Raw genomic sequence first — 17,784 nt, 5'->3', positions numbered from 1 at the left:
CTTAATCTTTCTGCCTGGTTCACAAAAACCCAAAAAGGAGCTGCCGCTCTGTTCCGACAGCTCCCTAACCTCACTCCTTAGAAGGAAAACTCCGGAATCTTCATCTGTCCGTTGGAGTATACGCTGAAATTCTTCAGATTGGAATTATAAGCATACAAATCCTCCGGGCACTGAAGGAAGATACACGGAACCTCTTCCCATACAATTGCCTGGGCCTCAAGGTAAGCCTCTTTTCTCTCTTCCTGATCCGTAGAAGTACGCCCAAGCTGAAGCAGCCGGTCAACCTCCTCGTTGGTGTAGAAGGACATATTGCCGCCCTCGCCGTGCTGAGAAGAATGGAAGCTTGCATACAAAGCATAGTCCGGATCTCCTGTATCGGATGACCAGCCAAGAGAGAAGGCCTCCAGTGTACCGGCACATACCTCGCCGATGTAAGTAGTACGCTCCAGAGACTGAATCTCTACCTGGATACCGATAGCAGCCAGCTGAGACTGGACAATCTCCGCCGTATCCTGGCGCGCCTGGCTCTCGTCTGTTGTCATCGTCATCTTAAAGCCGTCTGCGTAGCCTGCCTCTGCCAGAAGCTCCTTTGCCTTCTCCACATTGTACTCATGCTTGGGAAGCTGATCGTTATAGGCCCATACCACAGAACTCATAGGAGCCTCTGCAATCGTGCCGGTTCCCTGGTAAACCACATTGTAAATGGCTTCCTTGTCGGTGGCAAGATCAATTGCCTGGCGTACCTTTACATTGTCAAAAGGCGCTTTGGTCGTGTTAAGGCCGATAAAGTTGATGGAGGAAGCTACCTCCCGGAATACCTCAACGCCTTCCTTGCTCTCCAGACGCTCTACATCCGACGCCTGAATATCTACAGCCACATCAACACCGCCTGCCTCAACCTCTATGGAACGGGTGGCAACCTCGGGAATAGTTCTCCAGATAACATTGGGAATAACCGGAGCAGTTCCCCAGTACTCCTGGTTTGCCTCCAGAACGATGCGGTCGCTTGCCGCCCAGCTCACAAACTTGTAAGGGCCGGTTCCCACCGGATTCTGGCCGACTGCATCCCCTGCTTCCGTGTAAGCCTTCTCATTCACGATAGCCATAACCGCATGTCCCAGATGGTTCAGGATCGGGCCGAAGGGCTCAGTCATCTTCATTTCAAAGGTATAATCGTCAACAGCCTTGGAATTCTCAAAGTCAATGGTCGCACGGATAGAGCTTGCATGGGGAGATTCCGCAATCTTAGAGAAGGAAAACGCCACGTCGCTTGCCTTCAGCTCCTCGCCGTTGTGGAATTTCACCCCTTGTCTTAAATGGAACACATAAGTGGTGTCGTCTACGATCTCCCAGGACTCTGCAAGACCCGGAGCAATCTCTCCGTTGTCGTCCCTCGTTACAAGGGTCTCAAAAATACAGCTTGCCACCCGGATAGCCGGCGTATCCGTTGTTCCATAGGGGTCTAAAGATACGGGATCAGCCCCCTGTGCGATTGTGAGGGTATCCTTTGTGCCTCCCTCCGCTCCGGATCCCGTCTCTGTTCCTGTTCCTGTCTGGCCTTCCTCCGTCTTGCCCTTGCCGCCGCATCCTGCTGCCGCCAGCATGGCCAATACAAGAAGAAGCGCCAGTACACGGTTGAACTTTTTCATGTTTTTTCTCCTTTCTCACTCCAGTTTTGCACCCTTTGCCAGATACTGCCCAAAAGGCGCTGTTTTTAATCTGCATTCCTGCATTTATCAAAAAACAGCTTCCAATGAAACTATTTTATGAACCATTTTATGTCAACTGTTTAATACAGATGGCATGCTGCAAAATGTTCCGGCTCCAGCTCCTTAAGCTTTGGCTGTTCCTTGAAGCATTCGGGCTTTGCATAGAGGCACCGTGGCGCAAAACGGCAGCCCGGCTCCGGATTAATGGGAGAGGTAATCTCGCCTTTAAGCAGAATCCGCTCCCTCCTGGCCCCCGCCTTTGCTATGGGAATTGCGGACAGCAGGGCCTGCGTATAGGGGTGGTACTGTTTCTCAAAAAGCTTGTCCGCCGGACACTTCTCCACCAAAGTCCCCAGATACATAACGCAGATGTCGTCCGAGATATGCTTTACCACAGACATATCGTGTGTGATAAAGATGTAAGTCAGTCCCCTCTCCTCCTGCAGATCCTGCATCAGATTCAAGATCTGCGCCTGGATGGATACGTCCAGTGCGGAAACAGGCTCATCACAGACGATAAACTTGGGCTCCAGAGCCAGGGCCCGGGCGATACCGATGCGCTGCCGGCGTCCGCCGTCCAGCTCATGAGGGTAGGAATCCGCAAGGCGTCTTGCAAGGCCGACGGTGTCCATAATCTCCAGCACCTTTTCTTCCTGCATGGCTTTGTCGCCGTTGTACATATTGTGGATTACCATGGGTTCTATAATGATGCTTTTCACGGTCATCCGGGGATTGATGGAGGAAAAGGGGTCTTGGAAGATCATCTGCATATCTTTGCGTGATTCCTTCAAATCCTCTTTCTTGATATTGGTAATATCCTTTCCTTCAAAGAATATCTTCCCGTCCGTGGTGTCCAGAAGATGAATGATACAGCGCCCCAGGGTAGACTTGCCGCAGCCGGACTCTCCTACTACGCCTAAGGTTTTTCCCTTCTCAATGGAAAAGGAAACGCCGTCTACCGCATGGAGCTGTCCTTTTGGGGTTTTAAAATATTTTTTCAGTCCTTCCACTCTCAAAAGCTCAGACATGTTCCTCCTCCTTTCCAATCTGAAAGCATTTTACAAAATGTCCCGGCTCCACCTCTGTCATATCCGGGTTCTCACTCTGGCAGCGGCTGCAGGTACAGGCACACCGGGGACAGAAGCTGCACCCTGCAGGCAGATCTGCCGGATCCGGCATCAGCCCCGGAATGGGGTTTAACCGCTTCACATGGGAGTCCAGATCCGGAATGGAGCCAAACAGCCCCTTGGTATACGGATGGCAGGTGTGATTGTATATCTGCTCCAGATTTCCATACTCCACAATCTCTCCGGCATACATGATTGCTACCTTGTCGCAGACCTCAGCCACAATGCCCAGATCGTGGGTTATCAGAATCATGGAGGTCTGATTTTCCTTCTTAAGCTTTACAATCAGATCCAGCACCTGGGCCTGGATGGTAACGTCAAGGGCCGTGGTCGGCTCGTCCGCCAGCAAAAGCTCCGGATTGCAGGAAAGGGCAATGGCAATCACCACCCTCTGCTTCATGCCGCCGGAAAACTGGTGGGGATACTCTCCGTAGCGTTCTCCCGGAATACCTACCAGCTCCAGCATCCTTACGGCCTTCACGGCAGCATCCGCCTTGGAGCATTTTTCGTGAATCCGGATACTCTCGGCAATCTGACTGCCCACGGTCATTACGGGATTTAAGGAGGTCATGGGATCCTGGAAGATCATGGAGATCTTCTTTCCGCGGATAGAGCGCATCTTTTTCTTGTTCTGCTTTAGCAGATCCTCGCCCTCAAAGAGAATCTCGCCTCCGGTCACAATTCCGGGCGGATCCGGAATCAATCCCATGATGCCAAGAGCCGTCGTCGTCTTGCCAGCTCCGGTCTCTCCCACCAGGCCTAAGCTTTCGCCCTTTCCAAGGGTAAGATTCAGTTTATTTACCGCCTCCACAACCCGGTTATCCGCACGATATTGAATTGTGAGGTCTTTGATTTCAAGTATGTTTTCCATATTCAGTCAGCGCCTCCTTAGTTTTTCAAACGCGGGTCAAGGGCATCCCGAAGACCGTCGCCCAGCATATTCAGAGCAAAAATCGTAATCATAATGGCCACGCCCGGAAAGATGCACATGTGAGGATAGTTCATAATGTACTGTCTTGCAGAGGAAAGCATCGACCCCCACTCCGGCGTGGGCGGCTGAATCCCCAGCCCCAAAAAGCTCAAGGAGGAAGCGGAAAGAATGGCTCCGGCCATGCCCAGGGTTGCCTGTACGATAATGGGTGCGATACAGTTCGGTATAATATGGCGCAGAATAATGCGCGAATCGGATGCGCCGATACACTGTGCAGCCTCTATGTATTCCTGATCCTTGATGGTGAGCACGGAGGAGCGGACCACACGGGCATAGCCGGGAATATCCGCAATGGCTATGGCTATTACCATATTGGCCAGGCCCGGCCCCATAGCCGCCGCCAGAGAGATTGCCATGAGCATACCGGGAATGGACATCAGAATATCCATGGCGCGCATCAGGGAGTTGTCCACTCTTCCGCCGTAGAAGCCGGCGACAGCTCCCAAAAGCCCTCCAACAATAATCGCTGTGATAATGGAGGAAAAGCCCACCAGGAGGGAGATACGTGCTCCGTAGATAATACGGCTTAAAATATCCCGTCCAAAGTTATCGGTGCCCAGAAGGTGGAGCGCGCTTGGCCCCTCAAAGATGTGGGAGTAATCCTGCAGGTCATAAGGGTAAGGCGCAAGCACGCCGGCAAACAAGGCGCACAGGATGAGAGCCAGCAGAAGGAAGAGTCCCAGCATAGCGCCCTTGTTTTTACAGAGCCGGTGCCATGCGTCGCGCCAGAAGCCTGTTTTTACGGTTTTTCCTGTTTCAGTTTGTACTTTTTGCATTGTCTGCACCTCCCTTCTTTCGTTTTACAGTCTTGTACTGGGATTTGATTCTGGGATCCAGGTAAGCATACAGAATATCTACCAGGAGGTTTACCAGGCTGAAGGAAATCGCAAGCAGGAGCACGCCTCCTTGTACCACCGGGTAATCCCGGGTGCTGATGCTGTCGATGATGTATTTGCCCAATCCCGGAATGGCAAATACCGTCTCTATCAAAAGAGAGCCTCCCAAAAGTCCGCCGAACTGCATACCAATAACCGTTACAACGGGAATCATGGCGTTTTTCAGCGCATGGGAAATGATCACCCATTTTTCCTTCTGTCCCTTGGCCCTGGCGGTGCGGATGTAGTCTGCCCGGATTACCTCAAGCATACTGGAACGGGTCATACGCATAACCGTGGCCGAGGAGTGAAGCCCCAGGGTAAAGGAGGGAAGCACCCAGTATTCCGGCCCGTAGGAACCGGAGGCCGGAAGCCAGCCCAGCTTTACGGAGAAGATCAGCACTGCCATCAGTCCCGCCCAGAAGGTCGGCATGGATACGCCAAGAAGGGAAAAGGAGGTGGCTATCCTGTCGAATACGGAGTACTGTTTTGTAGCGGAAATAATTCCTGCAAAAACACCCACAAGCACGGAGATGGACACGCTGAATACAGCCAGCTTCACGGTTGTGGGAAAACGGGAGGCAATCTCCTCAAATACGGGCTTGCCTGTCATATAGGACTCGCCCAGGTTCAGTTTGAACACCACATTTCCGATATACCTTCCCAGCTGGACCAGATAGGGATCATTGAGCCCCAGTTCCTCCGTAACCTGAGCAAGAGCCTCCGGGGTCGCGCCGTCGCCTAAGATCATCCGCGCCGGATCGCCCGGTGTCAGAAAGTTAATGGTGAACACGATGATCATAACGCCCAGCAGAACCGGAATCATCATCAAAAGTCTCTTTCCAATGTATTTGGACACTTTTTTTCGCTCCTTCTTTTTTATTTTTTATTCACACAGGCCCTTTTCTTTGGCAAGCCGGAAAAGCGCCTTTCTCATTTTTCCCACTGCTTCCTCAAGTACCTGGTTATCCGAAAATACGCCGTGCACAATACGGATATGGCCTTTTCCCTCCTCCCCGTAAGGCGCGCCGGAATTGATGGAGACAAGGGCATGCTCCCCCAGATAAGCCAGCACCTCGCTCTCCGTCCCAAGTCCCGAGACGTCCACCCAGGAAAGGAAGCCGGATTCGGAAAGCTGCATGGACACCCCCGGAATATCATGGAGACTGTCGTAGACGATCCTTCTTCGCCTGTCAAAGCATTCGAAGTACTTTCCCATAAAGCTGTCGTCCCTAAGCGCCGCTATGGCGCCTACCTGGGCGGAGGTATTGGTCGCCCCCACTACCGACACTGCCGCGCCGTACAGCTTGTCCATAATCGGATCGTCGGCCACCAGATAGCCCACCCGAAGCCCGCTTAAGCCCATTCCCTTGGAAAAGGAGAATACGGAAACCGTCCGCTCCCACATGCCTGGCAGAGCCGCTATCGTCACCATCTCAATGCCGTCAAATACAGGCTGCTCAAAGGCCTGATCCACAACGACCACCAAATCGTTTTTCACCGCAAAATCAGCCAGCTCAAGAAGCTTCTCCCTTCGGTAAACCGTCGTGGTAGGATTGTTGGGATTGGTGAGGACAATCATTTTCGTCTTCTTCGTGAGTCTCTCTTCAAAATCGGAAATGTTAAACTGATAGCCATTTTCCGCATAGACCGGAATCCGAACTATGACGCCGCCCATAATCTCCGTGTTCTGAAAATTATTGGGATAGCTGGGATCTACGATCATCACCTCGTCGCCCTCATGGATGAAGGGCAGCATTGCAAAAAAGAGACCTGAATCGGAGCCTGGGGTAATGATGATATTCCTGTCGGGAACTACCGTAAGGCCGTTCACTTTTTTCAGTTTCTCTGCAATCTCTGCTTTCAGCTCTCCGCTTCCAATGGGCATCGTGTAATGACTGGCGAATCCGCTTCGAATGGATTCGATCATTGCCTCCGCCACATGGGGCGGCATGGACGGATCCGGGTAAAAGGGATCGGCCCAGGACATCAGCGCCACTCCCCGCTCTTTCAGCTTTACCACAGCATCGCCTACATCCGCCTTTTCCACTGAGGAAAAAAGTCCGCCCTCCGCCTTTTGAAAAGCCGGAATCATCTTTTCAGTTATCATAGTTTTTCTCCCTTTCCATCTTCACTCTCAAAGCTTTTCTCCCTCTGCCAGCTCAATCAGCCCGAGCTCCCGGAAAAATTCATAGAATGCCGGCAGCCCTTCCAGGCAGTCCGTATCTGTCTGGCAGCGCACACAGTCCGCCACTTCTTCGATCGTCCGGACGCCGTCTGTCTCATAAAAAATATAATCCATGCCAAAGGAAAGCTGCGGATAGTGATTCGTAAGCTCCTTCCACCGCCTTCTCTGTCCCTCTGTCATCTCTGCCAAAAGGCAGCGCATAGCCGCCGGTCCCCTAAAAAGACGTTTTGGAACAGGGCCCCGGCTTTTCCTTCCCACAGCCTCTCCAAAGCCTGACAGCAGAGCTTCGTAAAGACGCCTCTCCTGTTCCAGAAGCTCCTCTGCTTCTCTTTTCTCCTCCCCACAAAAGAGGGAGGCGTACCGCAGAAGGGTTGTCTCTATCACTTGCCTTAGATGGCGTGCCTTTTCATCTCTGTCCCCGGAAGCGCTTCTTCGCAGCTTATCAATCCTTGCAAAAAACCGGCGCGCCGTAACAGGAAGCAGCTCCTTAAGCAGCTCTCCTGTCAGAGAGCTGTATAGATAGCAGTAGGATGCCGCCGCTGCTGCACCGCGGCGCAGAAGCCCCGGATCCAGATGTTCCGCCGAATCGGCGCTGGTATGATACGTTTTATCCGGCCACTGGGTCAGAGCCACCGTCGGGATATCCACCGTGGGATCGGAAAGTATGTAATGATCGCTGCCGAACACAAAAGGCACTCTCACAAAGGAGAAGAGAGGAACTGATGTGACGCCTCCAAAGGTGCACTCTGCCAAAAGGGCCTCGAAAACTGCCTCTCCCAAATCCCCGGAAAAGGAATGCGCACAATCCGGAGTGTCCACCAGGATCATAGGGCCTGCATTCCCGTCCTGCCTGCCGGCTGTCATATCAACATTAAAGCCGCCTACGATCCTTTCAAGCTCTCCCTCATGCTCCTCAAGGTAGGCGTAAGCGCCCGTAAATTCCGGTATCAAGAGAAGCCGTATGGTCCGCCTTGGCTTTGGCAGGCCGCCCTCCTTAATCAGCTGGTGAAGGGCAATCATAGCTTCCGCCGCACAGGCCGCCCCGGAGGCATTGTCGTTGACGCTGGAACGGGGATGGCACAGATGGGCCGTAAGCAGCACCTCCTCCTGGCTCTCGCCGGGAATAACGGCCTCCACATTCTCCAGAAAGCCATTTTCAAAGGAGGCGTCTATCTTGAAGCGGGCTCTGGGGTATTTTCCCTCCTTCCCAAGGGAGAGGCAGGCGGTGCGAAGCTCCTTCCCCATGCGCGGAGTGAGGGCGAACCCCCGAAGGGAGGCTTCCGACTCCTCTGTATAGTGATGGAAGCTTAAGTTTGCATGGGCTTCTTTCAGTTCTTCATCCTCGCTCATATTTACCCGGACTGGTTTTATCTCCGGCATGGATACCGTGAGAATGGCTGCTCCCCGGCAGTCCTTCACCTTTTGTATCCAGCGCTCAAAGCCGTTTTCCACAAAGAGGATCTTTCCTTCCAGATCGCCTTCAAATCTCTCCGGATCCGCATCATCCGGCACGTATACAATCGGCGTCTCCCGGCCGGAGTAATCCGCAGGGGCGCTCCGCTGAATCAAAGACATTTCCTCCCTGGAAAAGCATGCCATGCGCTCCTTCCAGGGAAATGTAAGCTCAAGCCACGCTTCCTCACACCTCCACTCCCGGAACATGCGCTGGGTAAAGCATACCTTCTTTAGATCCGCCGGATAGCTCAAAATCCGGGCTTCAAGGCCCGCGTCTCTCAAAAGCCTGCAGGAAGCTTTCGCTGCCTCACGGTAGCCCCGGGATGCCTGAATCCGGTGATATTGCGCAATCTCTTTTACCATGCGAAAGGCTCTTTCGCTCTGGCAGCAGTTGTATATTTTATTCGTAATAGAAAAAATTTTACTGTCTGTCACTGTTTTTCTCCCAAGACTTTTTTAAAACCTCTAAACTTTGCGTCTGTAATTTTCCTGATTCGGGAAATGTAGAAATCTGTTGAATTTAGGTTGTTAAAAGTATATCATAGAAACAAAGATAAAATGAAAATTGCGAGAATTCAGAATCCTTTTACACTTTAACGTGATATCTTATTTTAGGATTTTCGGTTTTTTTCAAGATAATAAGCAAACTGCACAAACGGAATTCTTGATTTTTATGTGATTTTACCAAAGGTGAAGTCTTTTGCCCCCGGTTTCCTTCCTTATACTGGAAATCAAGAATTCAGAATTCTTTTCACCCCTTCGGCTCTCAGAAAGGAGATCAAACAATGGATGCTCTTTTAGGAAAAATCCAACAGCTGAATTCCATTTTCAGCAAATCTGCAACCACTCTCACTCCCTTGAGCGCACTGTGTGATCAGCTCTGCAATATCATCGGCTGCAACATCTATGTATTCAGCCGGGAGGGCCGCATTTTCGCCTACTCCATTGCCGATGCCTTTGAGTGTCCCTACACGAAATGTTCCTTAAAGGAAGAACAGCTTCCGCCTTATTACTATGAAATTTTTCTGTCTGCGGATAAGGCTGTGATTGACCAGTACGAGCAGCTTCCTGTCTGTACTTATCGAGATGTGAAAATCTGTGAATTTGACGACCGCTATTTTTCTCTGTATCCGATTTATTCCAATTTTCAAAAGACGGCTGGTATGCTGCTCATCCGGTACGGGAATCATTTCTCCCAGATGGACAATATACTCTGCGAATATACAAGCGCCATTATCTCACTGGAAATGCTGCGCCAGGCACAGACGCGCATCCAGCAGCAGTCCCTGGAGATTGCCGCTGCAAAGCTGGCTGTCAATTCCTTAACCTTCAGCGAGCTGCGCTCTGTGTCTGCGGTTCTGGATGCCATGGGCGGCACTGAGGGCGATATTTTCCTAAACGCCGTGGCCCAGAAGAGCTACTCCACCCATTCCACAGTGTCCGGCGCCCTCAAAAAGCTGGAGGCCGCCGGCGTCATCAGTACAAAGTCAAAAGGGGTAAAGGGAAAATACATTAAAATAACGAATCCCCGTCTGCATGAGGAGATCTACATGGCCGAGAAGCAGTACCGGAAGGAGAAGCAGAAGGCCCGGAGGAGTCAAAAAGCGACTTGACGGGAAAGGTTCTGTTCCTGTCAATGCCTACTGTCCAAGACCTTTCATCGTCAGCCCAATCCGCTTCTTCTGCAGATCCACGCTCAGCACCTTCACTTCCACCACATCCCCCACGCTCAGCACCTCCAGGGGATGCTTGATAAACTTCTTATCGGTAATCTGGGAAATGTGCACCAGGCCGTCCTGGTGTACGCCGATGTCCACAAAGACACCGAAATCAATGACGTTGCGGACCGTTCCCTTAAGCTTCATGCCAGGTGTCAGATCCTTCATCTCCAGCACATCCGTGCGCAGAATCGGCTTTGGCATCTCGTCTCTTGGGTCTCTTGCCGGCTTCTCCAGCTCTTTTACAATATCCTGAAGGGTGATCTCCCCGATTCCCAGGCTGCCGGAAAGCCTTTTCACATCCTTTACCTGGCGTGAGAGCCCTGTAAGCCCGCCCTTTCGCAGATCCTCGCCGCTGTAGCCCATGGAAGCAAGCAGCTTCCCGGCCGCCTCGTAGGATTCCGGGTGCACGCTGGTTGCGTCTAAGGGATTGTCCCCTCCGGCAATGCGCATAAAACCTGCACACTGCTCATAAGCTTTGGGACCTAGCTTGGCCACCTTTAGAAGCTGGCGGCGGTTCGTAAAACGGCCGTTGGCCTCCCGGTAAAGGACGATGTTTTTTGCCAGGGTCTTGCTGATGCCGGAAATGTATTCCAGCAGGGAAGCGGAAGCCGTGTTCAGATCCACGCCCACCTTATTGACGCAGTCCTCCACCACCCCGGCCAGAGCCTCGCTGAGCTTCTTCTGATTCATGTCGTGCTGATACTGGCCGACCCCGATGGATTTTGGATCAATCTTTACCAGCTCCGCCAGAGGATCCTGGAGACGCCTTGCAATGGAGGCTGCGCTGCGCTGTCCCACATCAAAATTCGGAAACTCCTCTGTGGCCAGCTTGCTTGCAGAGTAGACAGAAGCCCCGGCCTCATTGACAATGACATACTGAACCTTTACGGGCAGTTCCTTTAAAAGCTCTACAATCACCATCTCCGATTCTCTGGACGCCGTGCCGTTTCCTACGGAAATCAAGGTAATGTGGTACTTGGAAATCAGCTTCTTTAAGACTGCCTTTGCCTCTGCTATCTTGTTCTGGGGCGCCGTGGGATATATCACAACCGTATCCAGAACCTTGCCTGTAGCATCTACCACCGCCAGCTTACAGCCGGTGCGGAAAGCCGGATCCCAGCCAAGAACCACCTGACCCACGATGGGAGGCTGCATAAGAAGCTGCTCCAGGTTCTTTCCAAATACCTTGATGGCTCCGTCCTCCGCCTTTTCCGTAAGGGCGCTGCGCAGCTCCCGCTCGATGGCCGGAGCGATAAGGCGCTTATAGCTGTCCTCTATCACTGCCTTTAGAACCGGGGTTGTGTGGGGATTGTCTCTTACAATCACTTTTTTCTCCAGATAACGCAGAATGCGCTCCTCCGGCGCCTCAATCTTGACGGTGAGAACCTTTTCCGCCTCTCCCCGGTTCAGCGCCAGGATCCGGTGCCCGGCAAGCTTCTTTACCGGCTCCTCGAAGTTATAGTACATCTCGTAGACGCTCTCAGCCTTTTCGTCCTTGGCTGCGGAGATTACTTTTCCCTCGTCAAAGGTGAGCTTCCTGATATAGATCCGGTAATCGGCCTCGTCGGAGACGGACTCTGCAAGAATGTCTCCGGCCCCCTCTATGGCTTCCTCCGGGGTAAGCACGCCCTTTTCCTCTGACACATAGGCAGCCGCTTCCTCGGCAAGGGGACGGTTTGTCATCTGAAGGCGGATCACATCGGCCAATCCCTCCAGGCCCTTTTCCTTGGCGATGGTGGCGCGGGTGCGGCGTTTGGGGCGGTAGGGGCGGTACAGGTCGTCCACCACAACCAGGGTCTCTGCCGCCAGAATCTGCTGTTCCAGCTCCTCCGTCAGCTTCCCCTGCTCCCGGATGCTGCCCAGAACCTGCTCCTTTTTCTCCTCCAGATTGCGCAGATAGGAAAGACGCTCGTTGAGATTGCGCAGAACCTCATCGTTCAAGGAGCCTGTGGCTTCCTTTCGGTATCGGGAGATAAAGGGGATCGTATTGCCCTCGTCAATGAGCTTCACGGCCGCCTCGGTCTGCCAGCGCTGTATGCTAAGCTCTTCGGTTAGTTTTTTCAGAATATCCATGTATTAACTCCTTTGTTCTCTATGTATGGCCCTTCAAGTTGTTTTCTCAATATTCCTATTATAAACAAAACCAGGCGCCTTCGCAAGAAGCATTTGTTTTTCGCCAAAAGCTGTGCTATGATAAAGGCAGAAATACAGGAGGTTTATTTATGGAACCATTACAACGGACGAAAACAAATCCAATGGCTACCTCATCCCTTACATTTGGCGTAATTGCCATTGGACTTTCCTTTACATGGCCGCTTTATGCCCTTTTTTGCGGCTGCTTAAGCATTCTCTTTGCCATCCTCTCCCGGGGAAGCGGCTTTCGGATGCCGGATAAGGCCATCGCCGGCTTTATCGCTTCCTCTTTTGCCATTGTGATTGCAGTGCTGCTTTCCATTGCGGTTCTGTATGTAGAACAATTTCTGAAACAGAGGTTCGGAGCGGATGTCCTGAACGACCCTGTGAAGGTGCAGCAGCTGTTAAACGAGCTTGCAGATAGTTATATGAACAGCCTGCGGACAGGAGGTAACGGATTATGACTACCCCGTCCAGAGAATTGAAGCGCAGGGCCCGCTGCGTATTAGAGGGAAAATATTTCTTTGCCTCCAATGCGGCCTGCTCCTTGATGCTGTATTCCTTTACTGCCGCCATCATTTTGCAGTATACAGGGCTTGGAACTTCGGAAAAGCCGGTGGGCATTGCTTTTTATTATATCTTATGGCTGATCACGGCGCTTTTGGGCTCTCTTTTTGAAGTGGGCCTGATTCGCTATGTCTATCTCTTAAGCCGCAAGAAAAAGGAGCCTGTGGTTCCCGTGCTTTTTTATGCCTATAAAAACCAGCCGGATACCTTTATTCTGGTCTATGCATTCCGCTATCTTCTGGCTCTGGTATGGTTTATTCCTGCTATACTTGAGATTCAGAAGCTTCCGGTCAACCTGGAGCCTCTTGATCTGATAAAGGCCTCTTTGCCCATCTGCCTGCTGGTTCTGGCCGGGATTCTTCCGGCTCTTCTTGCATCCCTTCCTTATGGACTGGCCTGCTACGTGCTTCTGGATCAGCCGTACCTTTCCGCTCACGAGGCTCTTGGAACCAGCCGCCGTCTTTTGAAAGGAAATTACCTGCGCTTATTTAAGCTGTGGCTCAGCTTTCTTCCCTATGTGCTGCTCATCGGAGGAACCTCCGGCGTTGCGCTTCTCTGGGTGAAGCCGTATTTCCATACGACGATGAGCCAGTTTTATATGGAGGTCAGCCATCAGGAGCTTCCGGAAGAACCGCAGATTTCGATCCTTGTGTGATTCTTAAGTTTCCTAAGCAGCTTAAGGCATTAGAAAACAAAAAAGACAGCTGGGAGCATGTATAAAAACCATTTCCCGGCTGTCTTTTTTATATGGATTGGTTAACTGTTTTTCAAAGACTCTACTCTTCCAGGCCGAATGCGTCATGTACCGCATTGGCTGCGCGCTCTGCGTCTCTCTCATGGATAAGTACGGTAACGCGGATCTCGGAAGTGGAGATCATGTTGATGTTGATGTTCTGGTTATAGAGAGCCTCGAACATCTTGGCCGCCACGCCGGGGTTGGACATCATGCCGGCTCCTACGATGGAAACCTTGGCCACTTCCTTGTTGCAGGAAATGCTCTTTCCTCCCACGCGGCTTAAGTTGCCCTCCAGAATCTTTACTGCCTCATCTGCCTCGTCCCTGGATACGGTAAAGGAAATATCCTTGCTGTTCTCCCTGCCGATGGACTGCAGAATCACGTCCACGTTGATGTTCTCCTTTGCAAGCATATTGAACAGCTTAAATGCCATTCCCGGCTGATCCTTTAATCCGATTACGGAAATTCTGGCTGTATTTCTATCCAGTGCCACTCCACTGATTAACATTCTCTCCACGTTTGTTTCCTCCTTAACAATTGTCCCTTCGTGATCATTCAGACTGGAGCGTACCACAAGCTGTACGCCGTATTTTTTTGCCATTTCCACCGAGCGGTTGTGAAGCACGCCTGCGCCCAGAGTCGCCAGATCCAGCATCTCGTCGTAGGTGATCTCCTCAAGCTTCCTTGCCTTGGGCACGTAACGGGGATCGGCTGTGTATACGCCGTCCACATCCGTGTAGATTTCGCAGGCGTCTGCATGAAGGGCCGCTGCCAGGGCTACGGCTGTGGTGTCGGAGCCTCCCCGGCCCAGGGTAGTGTAGTTGTCGTATTTGTTCACGCCCTGAAAGCCTGTGACAATGACGATTCTCCGGTGCTCCAGCTCATGCATAATGCGGTCGGTGTCGATGCGTTTTAATCTGGCGTTTCCGTGGACACGGGTGGTATGCATGGCTACCTGGAAGGCATTTAAGGATACTGCAGGCACGTCCATGGTGTCAAAGGCCATGGCCATCAGCGCCGTGGACACCTGCTCTCCTGTAGTCAGCAGCATGTCAAGCTCCCGCTTGGGGGGATTGGGATTGATGGTCTGTGCCAGGGCAATCAGATCGTCGGTGGATTTGCCCATAGCGGAAAGAACTACGATGATGTCATTTCCCTTTCTGTACTCCTCGGCACACCGTCTGGCTACGTTGAATATTCTTTCTTTGTCGCCTACGGAGGTGCCTCCAAATTTTTTCACTATCAGCATTGCTTTTTCTCCTCGTTATCTATTTATCAGTTTACCGGCTGTGTATGCCGAAATGACTGCCGGGCGGATATCAGTTCTCAAATAATTTTTGAATCAGCTCATACCCCTGCTCCACAAGGATGCCGCTTATCCTTGCTTCTCTTTCATTATATGCGCCAATCCTGCGAAGTTCTTTTTCACTGTCATACAGAAGATACGGAATGGGATCGCTTGTATGAGTCCGCACCCGGATGGGCGTGGGATGATCCGGCAGAACCAGAAGCCGGTAAGGCTCTTTCGCCTTATCAAGGGCTTCCCGGATGGGACGTATCACTCTCTCATCCAGATACTCGATGGCTTGTACCTTCTTTTCCACGCTGCCTTGGTGCCCCATCTCGTCCGGCGCCTCCACATGAACATATACAAAATCAAACCCGTCCTTTAAAAGGGCGGCTGCGGCTGCCTGAGCCTTTCCTTCATAATTGGTATGAAGTCCGCCGTTGGCTCCCTCTACATGGATATTGGCCATTCCTGTTCCCACGGCGATTCCCTTGAGCAAATCCACGGCAGATATCATCGCACCTTTTTTATGGTATTTCCCCTCAAAGGAGGGCAGTGAGGGACGTGTCCCGGCCCCCCAGAACCAGCAGGAGTTGGCGGGATTGAGGCCCTTTGCCTTCCGCTCCAGATTGATTGGATGCTTTGAGAGGATCTCATAGCTTTTTTTCTGCATGGCCCGAAGCTTCTCCTCCGCCGGAAGGTGATCGCCTGCCCGTTGTCCCAGCACGTCGTGGGGCGGCGTCAGCTCTGTGACGCTTCCCTTTGACCAGATGAGCAGATGGCGGTAGCTTGTTCCCACATAGAAATGGTAAGCATCCTCCTCCAGCTCCTTGCGGACGGCTTCCAGAAGGACTGCCGCATCCTCGGTGCTTATCTCGTCGGAGCTGTGATCAAGAATCCGCTTGTCCTCATAAGCCTCTTCCTCCTCAGATAAGGTGACAAGGTTGGTTCGGATGGCAATATCGCCCTCCTTCATATCCACGCCTATGCTCAAAGCCTCCAGCGGAGAGCGGCCTGTGTAGTACTGTCTTGGATTGCAGCCCAGAACCGCAAGGTTGGCGGTATCGCTTCCGGGCTTCATTCCCTGAGGAATGGTGCAGGCCAGGCCCACCTCAGATCGGCCGGCCAGGTCGTCCATCACGGGAGTCCTGGCATATTCCAGGGGCGTTTTTCCCCCCAGCTCTTCTATGGGCTCGTCTGCCATGCCGTCTCCCAGAATGATTACGTATTTCATAGCCTTCTATCCTTCCACGCGGATCATATGGATAACGGCGTCTGTTCTGGCGGCGCGTTCCTTGTACTCCGCTTCTGTATATTCTCCTGTGATAAAGCCGAATTCACCGGCCAGTTCTGCAGTCACTACCTCGATGGGCCCGAAGATCTCGGCCATTTTGATTGCGTCTGTCTTTTTATTTCCCTTAACCCGGACGAAGAAGCGGCGTTTGGCGTCGCTTAGGTCGGTCAGCTCCAGCTTCCGGCTGCTCCAGAATGTCATAATGTTCCGGTGCAAATGCTTGGCCGCGTCTACCACATCGGCCACTACGGCGCTGGCAGTCGGCAGCTTCCCTGCACCGCTCCCGTAAAACATCACGTCGCCCAGTACATTTCCCTTGGCAAAAATGGCGTTGAATACGTCGTTGACGCTGTACAGGGGATGCATCTCATTAATGAGGAAAGGGGCTACCATTGCAAAGAAGCGGCCGTTTTCCTTTTTACTGGTGGCTAACAGCTTAATAGCCCGGCCCATCTTCCGGGCGTATTTGATGTCCTCGGCCGTTATCTTTGTGATGCCCTCTGTATAAATGTCTTCGTAGTCTGCCTGGCAGCCGCTGGCTAAAGAGGTGAGAATGGCAATCTTCCGGCAGGCGTCGTAGCCTTCCACGTCGGCTTCGGGGCTGCGCTCTGCGTAGCCCTTTTCCTGGGCTTCCTTTAAAGCAGTCTCGAAGTCAATACCCTCGTGGGTCATCTGGCTTAAGATGTAGTTGGTGGTTCCGTTGAGAATTCCTGTTATCTCAATGATCTCGTCTGCGGTCAGAGAAGAGTTCAAAGGGCGGATAATGGGAATTCCGCCGCCTACACTGGCCTCGAATAAGTAGTTAAGCTCCCGTTCTCTGGCAATCTCAAGAAGCTCGGCTCCATGTCTGGCAACCAACTCTTTGTTGGAGGTGCAGACGCTTTTTCCCGCCTCTAAGCAGCGCTTGGTGAAGGTGTATGCCGGCTCTACCCCACCCATAACCTCTACCACAATGCGGATCTCGGGATCGTTTACGATGGTTTCAAAGTCATGTATTAATTTGGATTCTACAGGGTCGCCGGGAAATTCTCTCAGATCCAGGACGTATTTGATGTTGATCTCGTCCCCGGCTCTGCGGTTGATGCTGGCCTGGTTGGTGTTCAATACCTCTACGACTCCGGACCCTACGGTTCCGTAGCCCATAACTGCTATTTGTACCATTTTTGTCTACTCCTTTTCCTTTGCCAGTATTTTCAGATAATGTATGCCCTCCTGGCTCTCTATCTGCTCTATCATGGCGGATACGTCCTTGGTGATGGGCAGCAGATCTACGGTGAGGGTCAAAGATGCTACTCCGTTGATAGGGATGGTCTGATGGATAGTGAGGACGTTGCCCTTGTAGTCGGCTATGGTTTTCAGGACTAAGGATAACAGGCCCGGCTGATCTTCCATCTGAAGAACGAAGGTGATGCTTTTTCCCTTGGAATTGTCGTGGAAGGGGGAGATGTCATCCTTGTATTTATAGAAGGAGCTGCGGCTGATGCCTACGCGCTCGGTGGCTTCCTGGATAGTGATGGCTTTTGATGAATCCAGGAGGCGTTTGGCTTCTACTACCTTTAACAATACTTCTGGTACGGCTTTTTGGCTTACTATGAAATATTTTGTTTTCTCTGACATGTCTTTCCCCTCCGTGTGCGTGTGTTGAAAACATTTGTTTTTCTGTGATGGATTCAACAAGGGGTATATTATCACAATTTGGG

At 51.9% G+C, this 17,784-nt stretch carries 15 protein-coding genes; 3 read left to right on the top strand and 12 right to left on the bottom strand.

Going from position 1 to position 17,784, the window contains the following annotated elements; translation table 11 throughout:
• Positions 1 to 77: 77 nt before the first annotated feature.
• The 7 genes from VV089_RS22430 to VV089_RS22400 form a co-directional block, all read right to left on the bottom strand.
• Complete coding sequence (locus VV089_RS22430; RefSeq protein ID WP_334337477.1) at positions 78 to 1,649, bottom strand: ABC transporter substrate-binding protein; 1,572 nt, start codon at positions 1,647 to 1,649, stop codon at positions 78 to 80.
• A gap of 140 nt (positions 1,650 to 1,789) precedes the next feature.
• Positions 1,790 to 2,737 carry an ABC transporter ATP-binding protein gene (locus tag VV089_RS22425; RefSeq protein ID WP_334337476.1) on the bottom strand — a complete coding sequence of 316 codons (948 nt, stop codon included), beginning with the start codon at positions 2,735 to 2,737 and terminating at the stop codon, positions 1,790 to 1,792.
• Complete coding sequence (locus tag VV089_RS22420) at positions 2,730 to 3,707, bottom strand: ABC transporter ATP-binding protein (RefSeq protein ID WP_442891591.1); 978 nt, start codon at positions 3,705 to 3,707, stop codon at positions 2,730 to 2,732. The genes VV089_RS22425 and VV089_RS22420 overlap by 8 nt, the downstream gene beginning before the upstream one ends.
• Positions 3,708 to 3,724: 17 nt before the next feature.
• The gene (locus tag VV089_RS22415) at positions 3,725 to 4,603 is read right to left on the bottom strand and encodes an ABC transporter permease (RefSeq protein WP_334337475.1); all 879 of its coding nucleotides are present in this window, start codon (positions 4,601 to 4,603) and stop codon (positions 3,725 to 3,727) included.
• Entirely contained in the window at positions 4,584 to 5,561 is a 978-nt protein-coding gene (locus tag VV089_RS22410; RefSeq protein ID WP_334337474.1) for an ABC transporter permease, read from the bottom strand. The genes VV089_RS22415 and VV089_RS22410 overlap by 20 nt, the downstream gene beginning before the upstream one ends.
• Positions 5,562 to 5,588: 27 nt before the next feature.
• Positions 5,589 to 6,812 carry a pyridoxal phosphate-dependent aminotransferase gene (locus VV089_RS22405; protein ID WP_334337473.1) on the bottom strand — a complete coding sequence of 408 codons (1,224 nt, stop codon included), beginning with the start codon at positions 6,810 to 6,812 and terminating at the stop codon, positions 5,589 to 5,591.
• 27 nt (positions 6,813 to 6,839) lie between these two features.
• Positions 6,840 to 8,780: a DUF4910 domain-containing protein gene (locus VV089_RS22400; RefSeq protein ID WP_334337472.1), complete on the bottom strand. Its 1,941-nt coding sequence runs from the start codon at positions 8,778 to 8,780 to the stop codon at positions 6,840 to 6,842.
• Between the two features lie 350 nt (positions 8,781 to 9,130).
• Here VV089_RS22400 and VV089_RS22395 point away from each other — a divergent pair, with 350 nt between their 5' ends.
• Positions 9,131 to 9,958 carry a hypothetical protein gene (locus VV089_RS22395; RefSeq protein WP_334337471.1) on the top strand — a complete coding sequence of 276 codons (828 nt, stop codon included), beginning with the start codon at positions 9,131 to 9,133 and terminating at the stop codon, positions 9,956 to 9,958.
• Positions 9,959 to 9,985: 27 nt separating this feature from the next.
• Here the strand turns inward: VV089_RS22395 and VV089_RS22390 are convergent, their stop codons facing one another.
• Complete coding sequence (locus VV089_RS22390) at positions 9,986 to 12,139, bottom strand: Tex family protein (protein WP_334337470.1); 2,154 nt, start codon at positions 12,137 to 12,139, stop codon at positions 9,986 to 9,988.
• 149 nt (positions 12,140 to 12,288) lie between these two features.
• Here VV089_RS22390 and VV089_RS22385 point away from each other — a divergent pair, with 149 nt between their 5' ends.
• Together VV089_RS22385 and VV089_RS22380 are read left to right on the top strand one after the other, a co-directional pair.
• Positions 12,289 to 12,663, top strand: coding sequence for a hypothetical protein (locus VV089_RS22385; protein WP_172543502.1), 375 nt, complete (start codon positions 12,289 to 12,291; stop codon positions 12,661 to 12,663).
• Positions 12,660 to 13,421 carry a DUF975 family protein gene (locus tag VV089_RS22380; protein ID WP_334337469.1) on the top strand — a complete coding sequence of 254 codons (762 nt, stop codon included), beginning with the start codon at positions 12,660 to 12,662 and terminating at the stop codon, positions 13,419 to 13,421. The genes VV089_RS22385 and VV089_RS22380 overlap by 4 nt, the downstream gene beginning before the upstream one ends.
• A 121-nt stretch (positions 13,422 to 13,542) precedes the next feature.
• Here the strand turns inward: VV089_RS22380 and VV089_RS22375 are convergent, their stop codons facing one another.
• From VV089_RS22375 to VV089_RS22360, 4 genes are all read right to left on the bottom strand, one after another.
• Positions 13,543 to 14,751 (bottom strand): aspartate kinase, encoded by a 1,209-nt coding sequence (locus VV089_RS22375; RefSeq protein WP_172543500.1) that lies wholly within the window; start codon positions 14,749 to 14,751, stop codon positions 13,543 to 13,545.
• Positions 14,752 to 14,821: 70 nt separating this feature from the next.
• Positions 14,822 to 16,024 carry a cofactor-independent phosphoglycerate mutase gene (locus tag VV089_RS22370; RefSeq protein ID WP_334337468.1) on the bottom strand — a complete coding sequence of 401 codons (1,203 nt, stop codon included), beginning with the start codon at positions 16,022 to 16,024 and terminating at the stop codon, positions 14,822 to 14,824.
• Positions 16,025 to 16,030: 6 nt separating this feature from the next.
• Complete coding sequence (locus tag VV089_RS22365) at positions 16,031 to 17,245, bottom strand: homoserine dehydrogenase (protein ID WP_334337467.1); 1,215 nt, start codon at positions 17,243 to 17,245, stop codon at positions 16,031 to 16,033.
• A gap of 6 nt (positions 17,246 to 17,251) precedes the next feature.
• Positions 17,252 to 17,701 carry an ACT domain-containing protein gene (locus VV089_RS22360; protein ID WP_334337466.1) on the bottom strand — a complete coding sequence of 150 codons (450 nt, stop codon included), beginning with the start codon at positions 17,699 to 17,701 and terminating at the stop codon, positions 17,252 to 17,254.
• Positions 17,702 to 17,784: the final 83 nt, after the last annotated feature.

It is taken from the genome of Candidatus Merdisoma sp. JLR.KK011, from assembly GCF_036941125.1.
GTDB lineage: Bacteria > Bacillota > Clostridia > Lachnospirales > Lachnospiraceae > Laedolimicola.
This window is presented reverse-complemented; position numbering and strand designations above follow the sequence as displayed.

What these genes read in the sequence shown, in the direction of transcription:
- VV089_RS22380 (WP_334337469.1), top strand. Translation starts at nt 12,660, where the DNA reads ATGACTACCCCGTCCAGAGAATTGAAGCGCAGGGCCCGCTGCGTATTA.
- VV089_RS22365 (WP_334337467.1), bottom strand. Translation starts at nt 17,245, where the DNA reads ATGGTACAAATAGCAGTTATGGGCTACGGAACCGTAGGGTCCGGAGTC.
- VV089_RS22360 (WP_334337466.1), bottom strand. Translation starts at nt 17,701, where the DNA reads ATGTCAGAGAAAACAAAATATTTCATAGTAAGCCAAAAAGCCGTACCA.
- VV089_RS22375 (WP_172543500.1), bottom strand. Translation starts at nt 14,751, where the DNA reads ATGCTGATAGTGAAAAAATTTGGAGGCACCTCCGTAGGCGACAAAGAA.
- VV089_RS22405 (WP_334337473.1), bottom strand. Translation starts at nt 6,812, where the DNA reads ATGATAACTGAAAAGATGATTCCGGCTTTTCAAAAGGCGGAGGGCGGA.
- VV089_RS22415 (WP_334337475.1), bottom strand. Translation starts at nt 4,603, where the DNA reads ATGCAAAAAGTACAAACTGAAACAGGAAAAACCGTAAAAACAGGCTTC.
- VV089_RS22420 (WP_442891591.1), bottom strand. Translation starts at nt 3,707, where the DNA reads ATGGAAAACATACTTGAAATCAAAGACCTCACAATTCAATATCGTGCG.
- VV089_RS22430 (WP_334337477.1), bottom strand. Translation starts at nt 1,649, where the DNA reads ATGAAAAAGTTCAACCGTGTACTGGCGCTTCTTCTTGTATTGGCCATG.
- VV089_RS22385 (WP_172543502.1), top strand. Translation starts at nt 12,289, where the DNA reads ATGGAACCATTACAACGGACGAAAACAAATCCAATGGCTACCTCATCC.
- VV089_RS22425 (WP_334337476.1), bottom strand. Translation starts at nt 2,737, where the DNA reads ATGTCTGAGCTTTTGAGAGTGGAAGGACTGAAAAAATATTTTAAAACC.
- VV089_RS22370 (WP_334337468.1), bottom strand. Translation starts at nt 16,024, where the DNA reads ATGAAATACGTAATCATTCTGGGAGACGGCATGGCAGACGAGCCCATA.
- VV089_RS22390 (WP_334337470.1), bottom strand. Translation starts at nt 12,139, where the DNA reads ATGGATATTCTGAAAAAACTAACCGAAGAGCTTAGCATACAGCGCTGG.
- VV089_RS22395 (WP_334337471.1), top strand. Translation starts at nt 9,131, where the DNA reads ATGGATGCTCTTTTAGGAAAAATCCAACAGCTGAATTCCATTTTCAGC.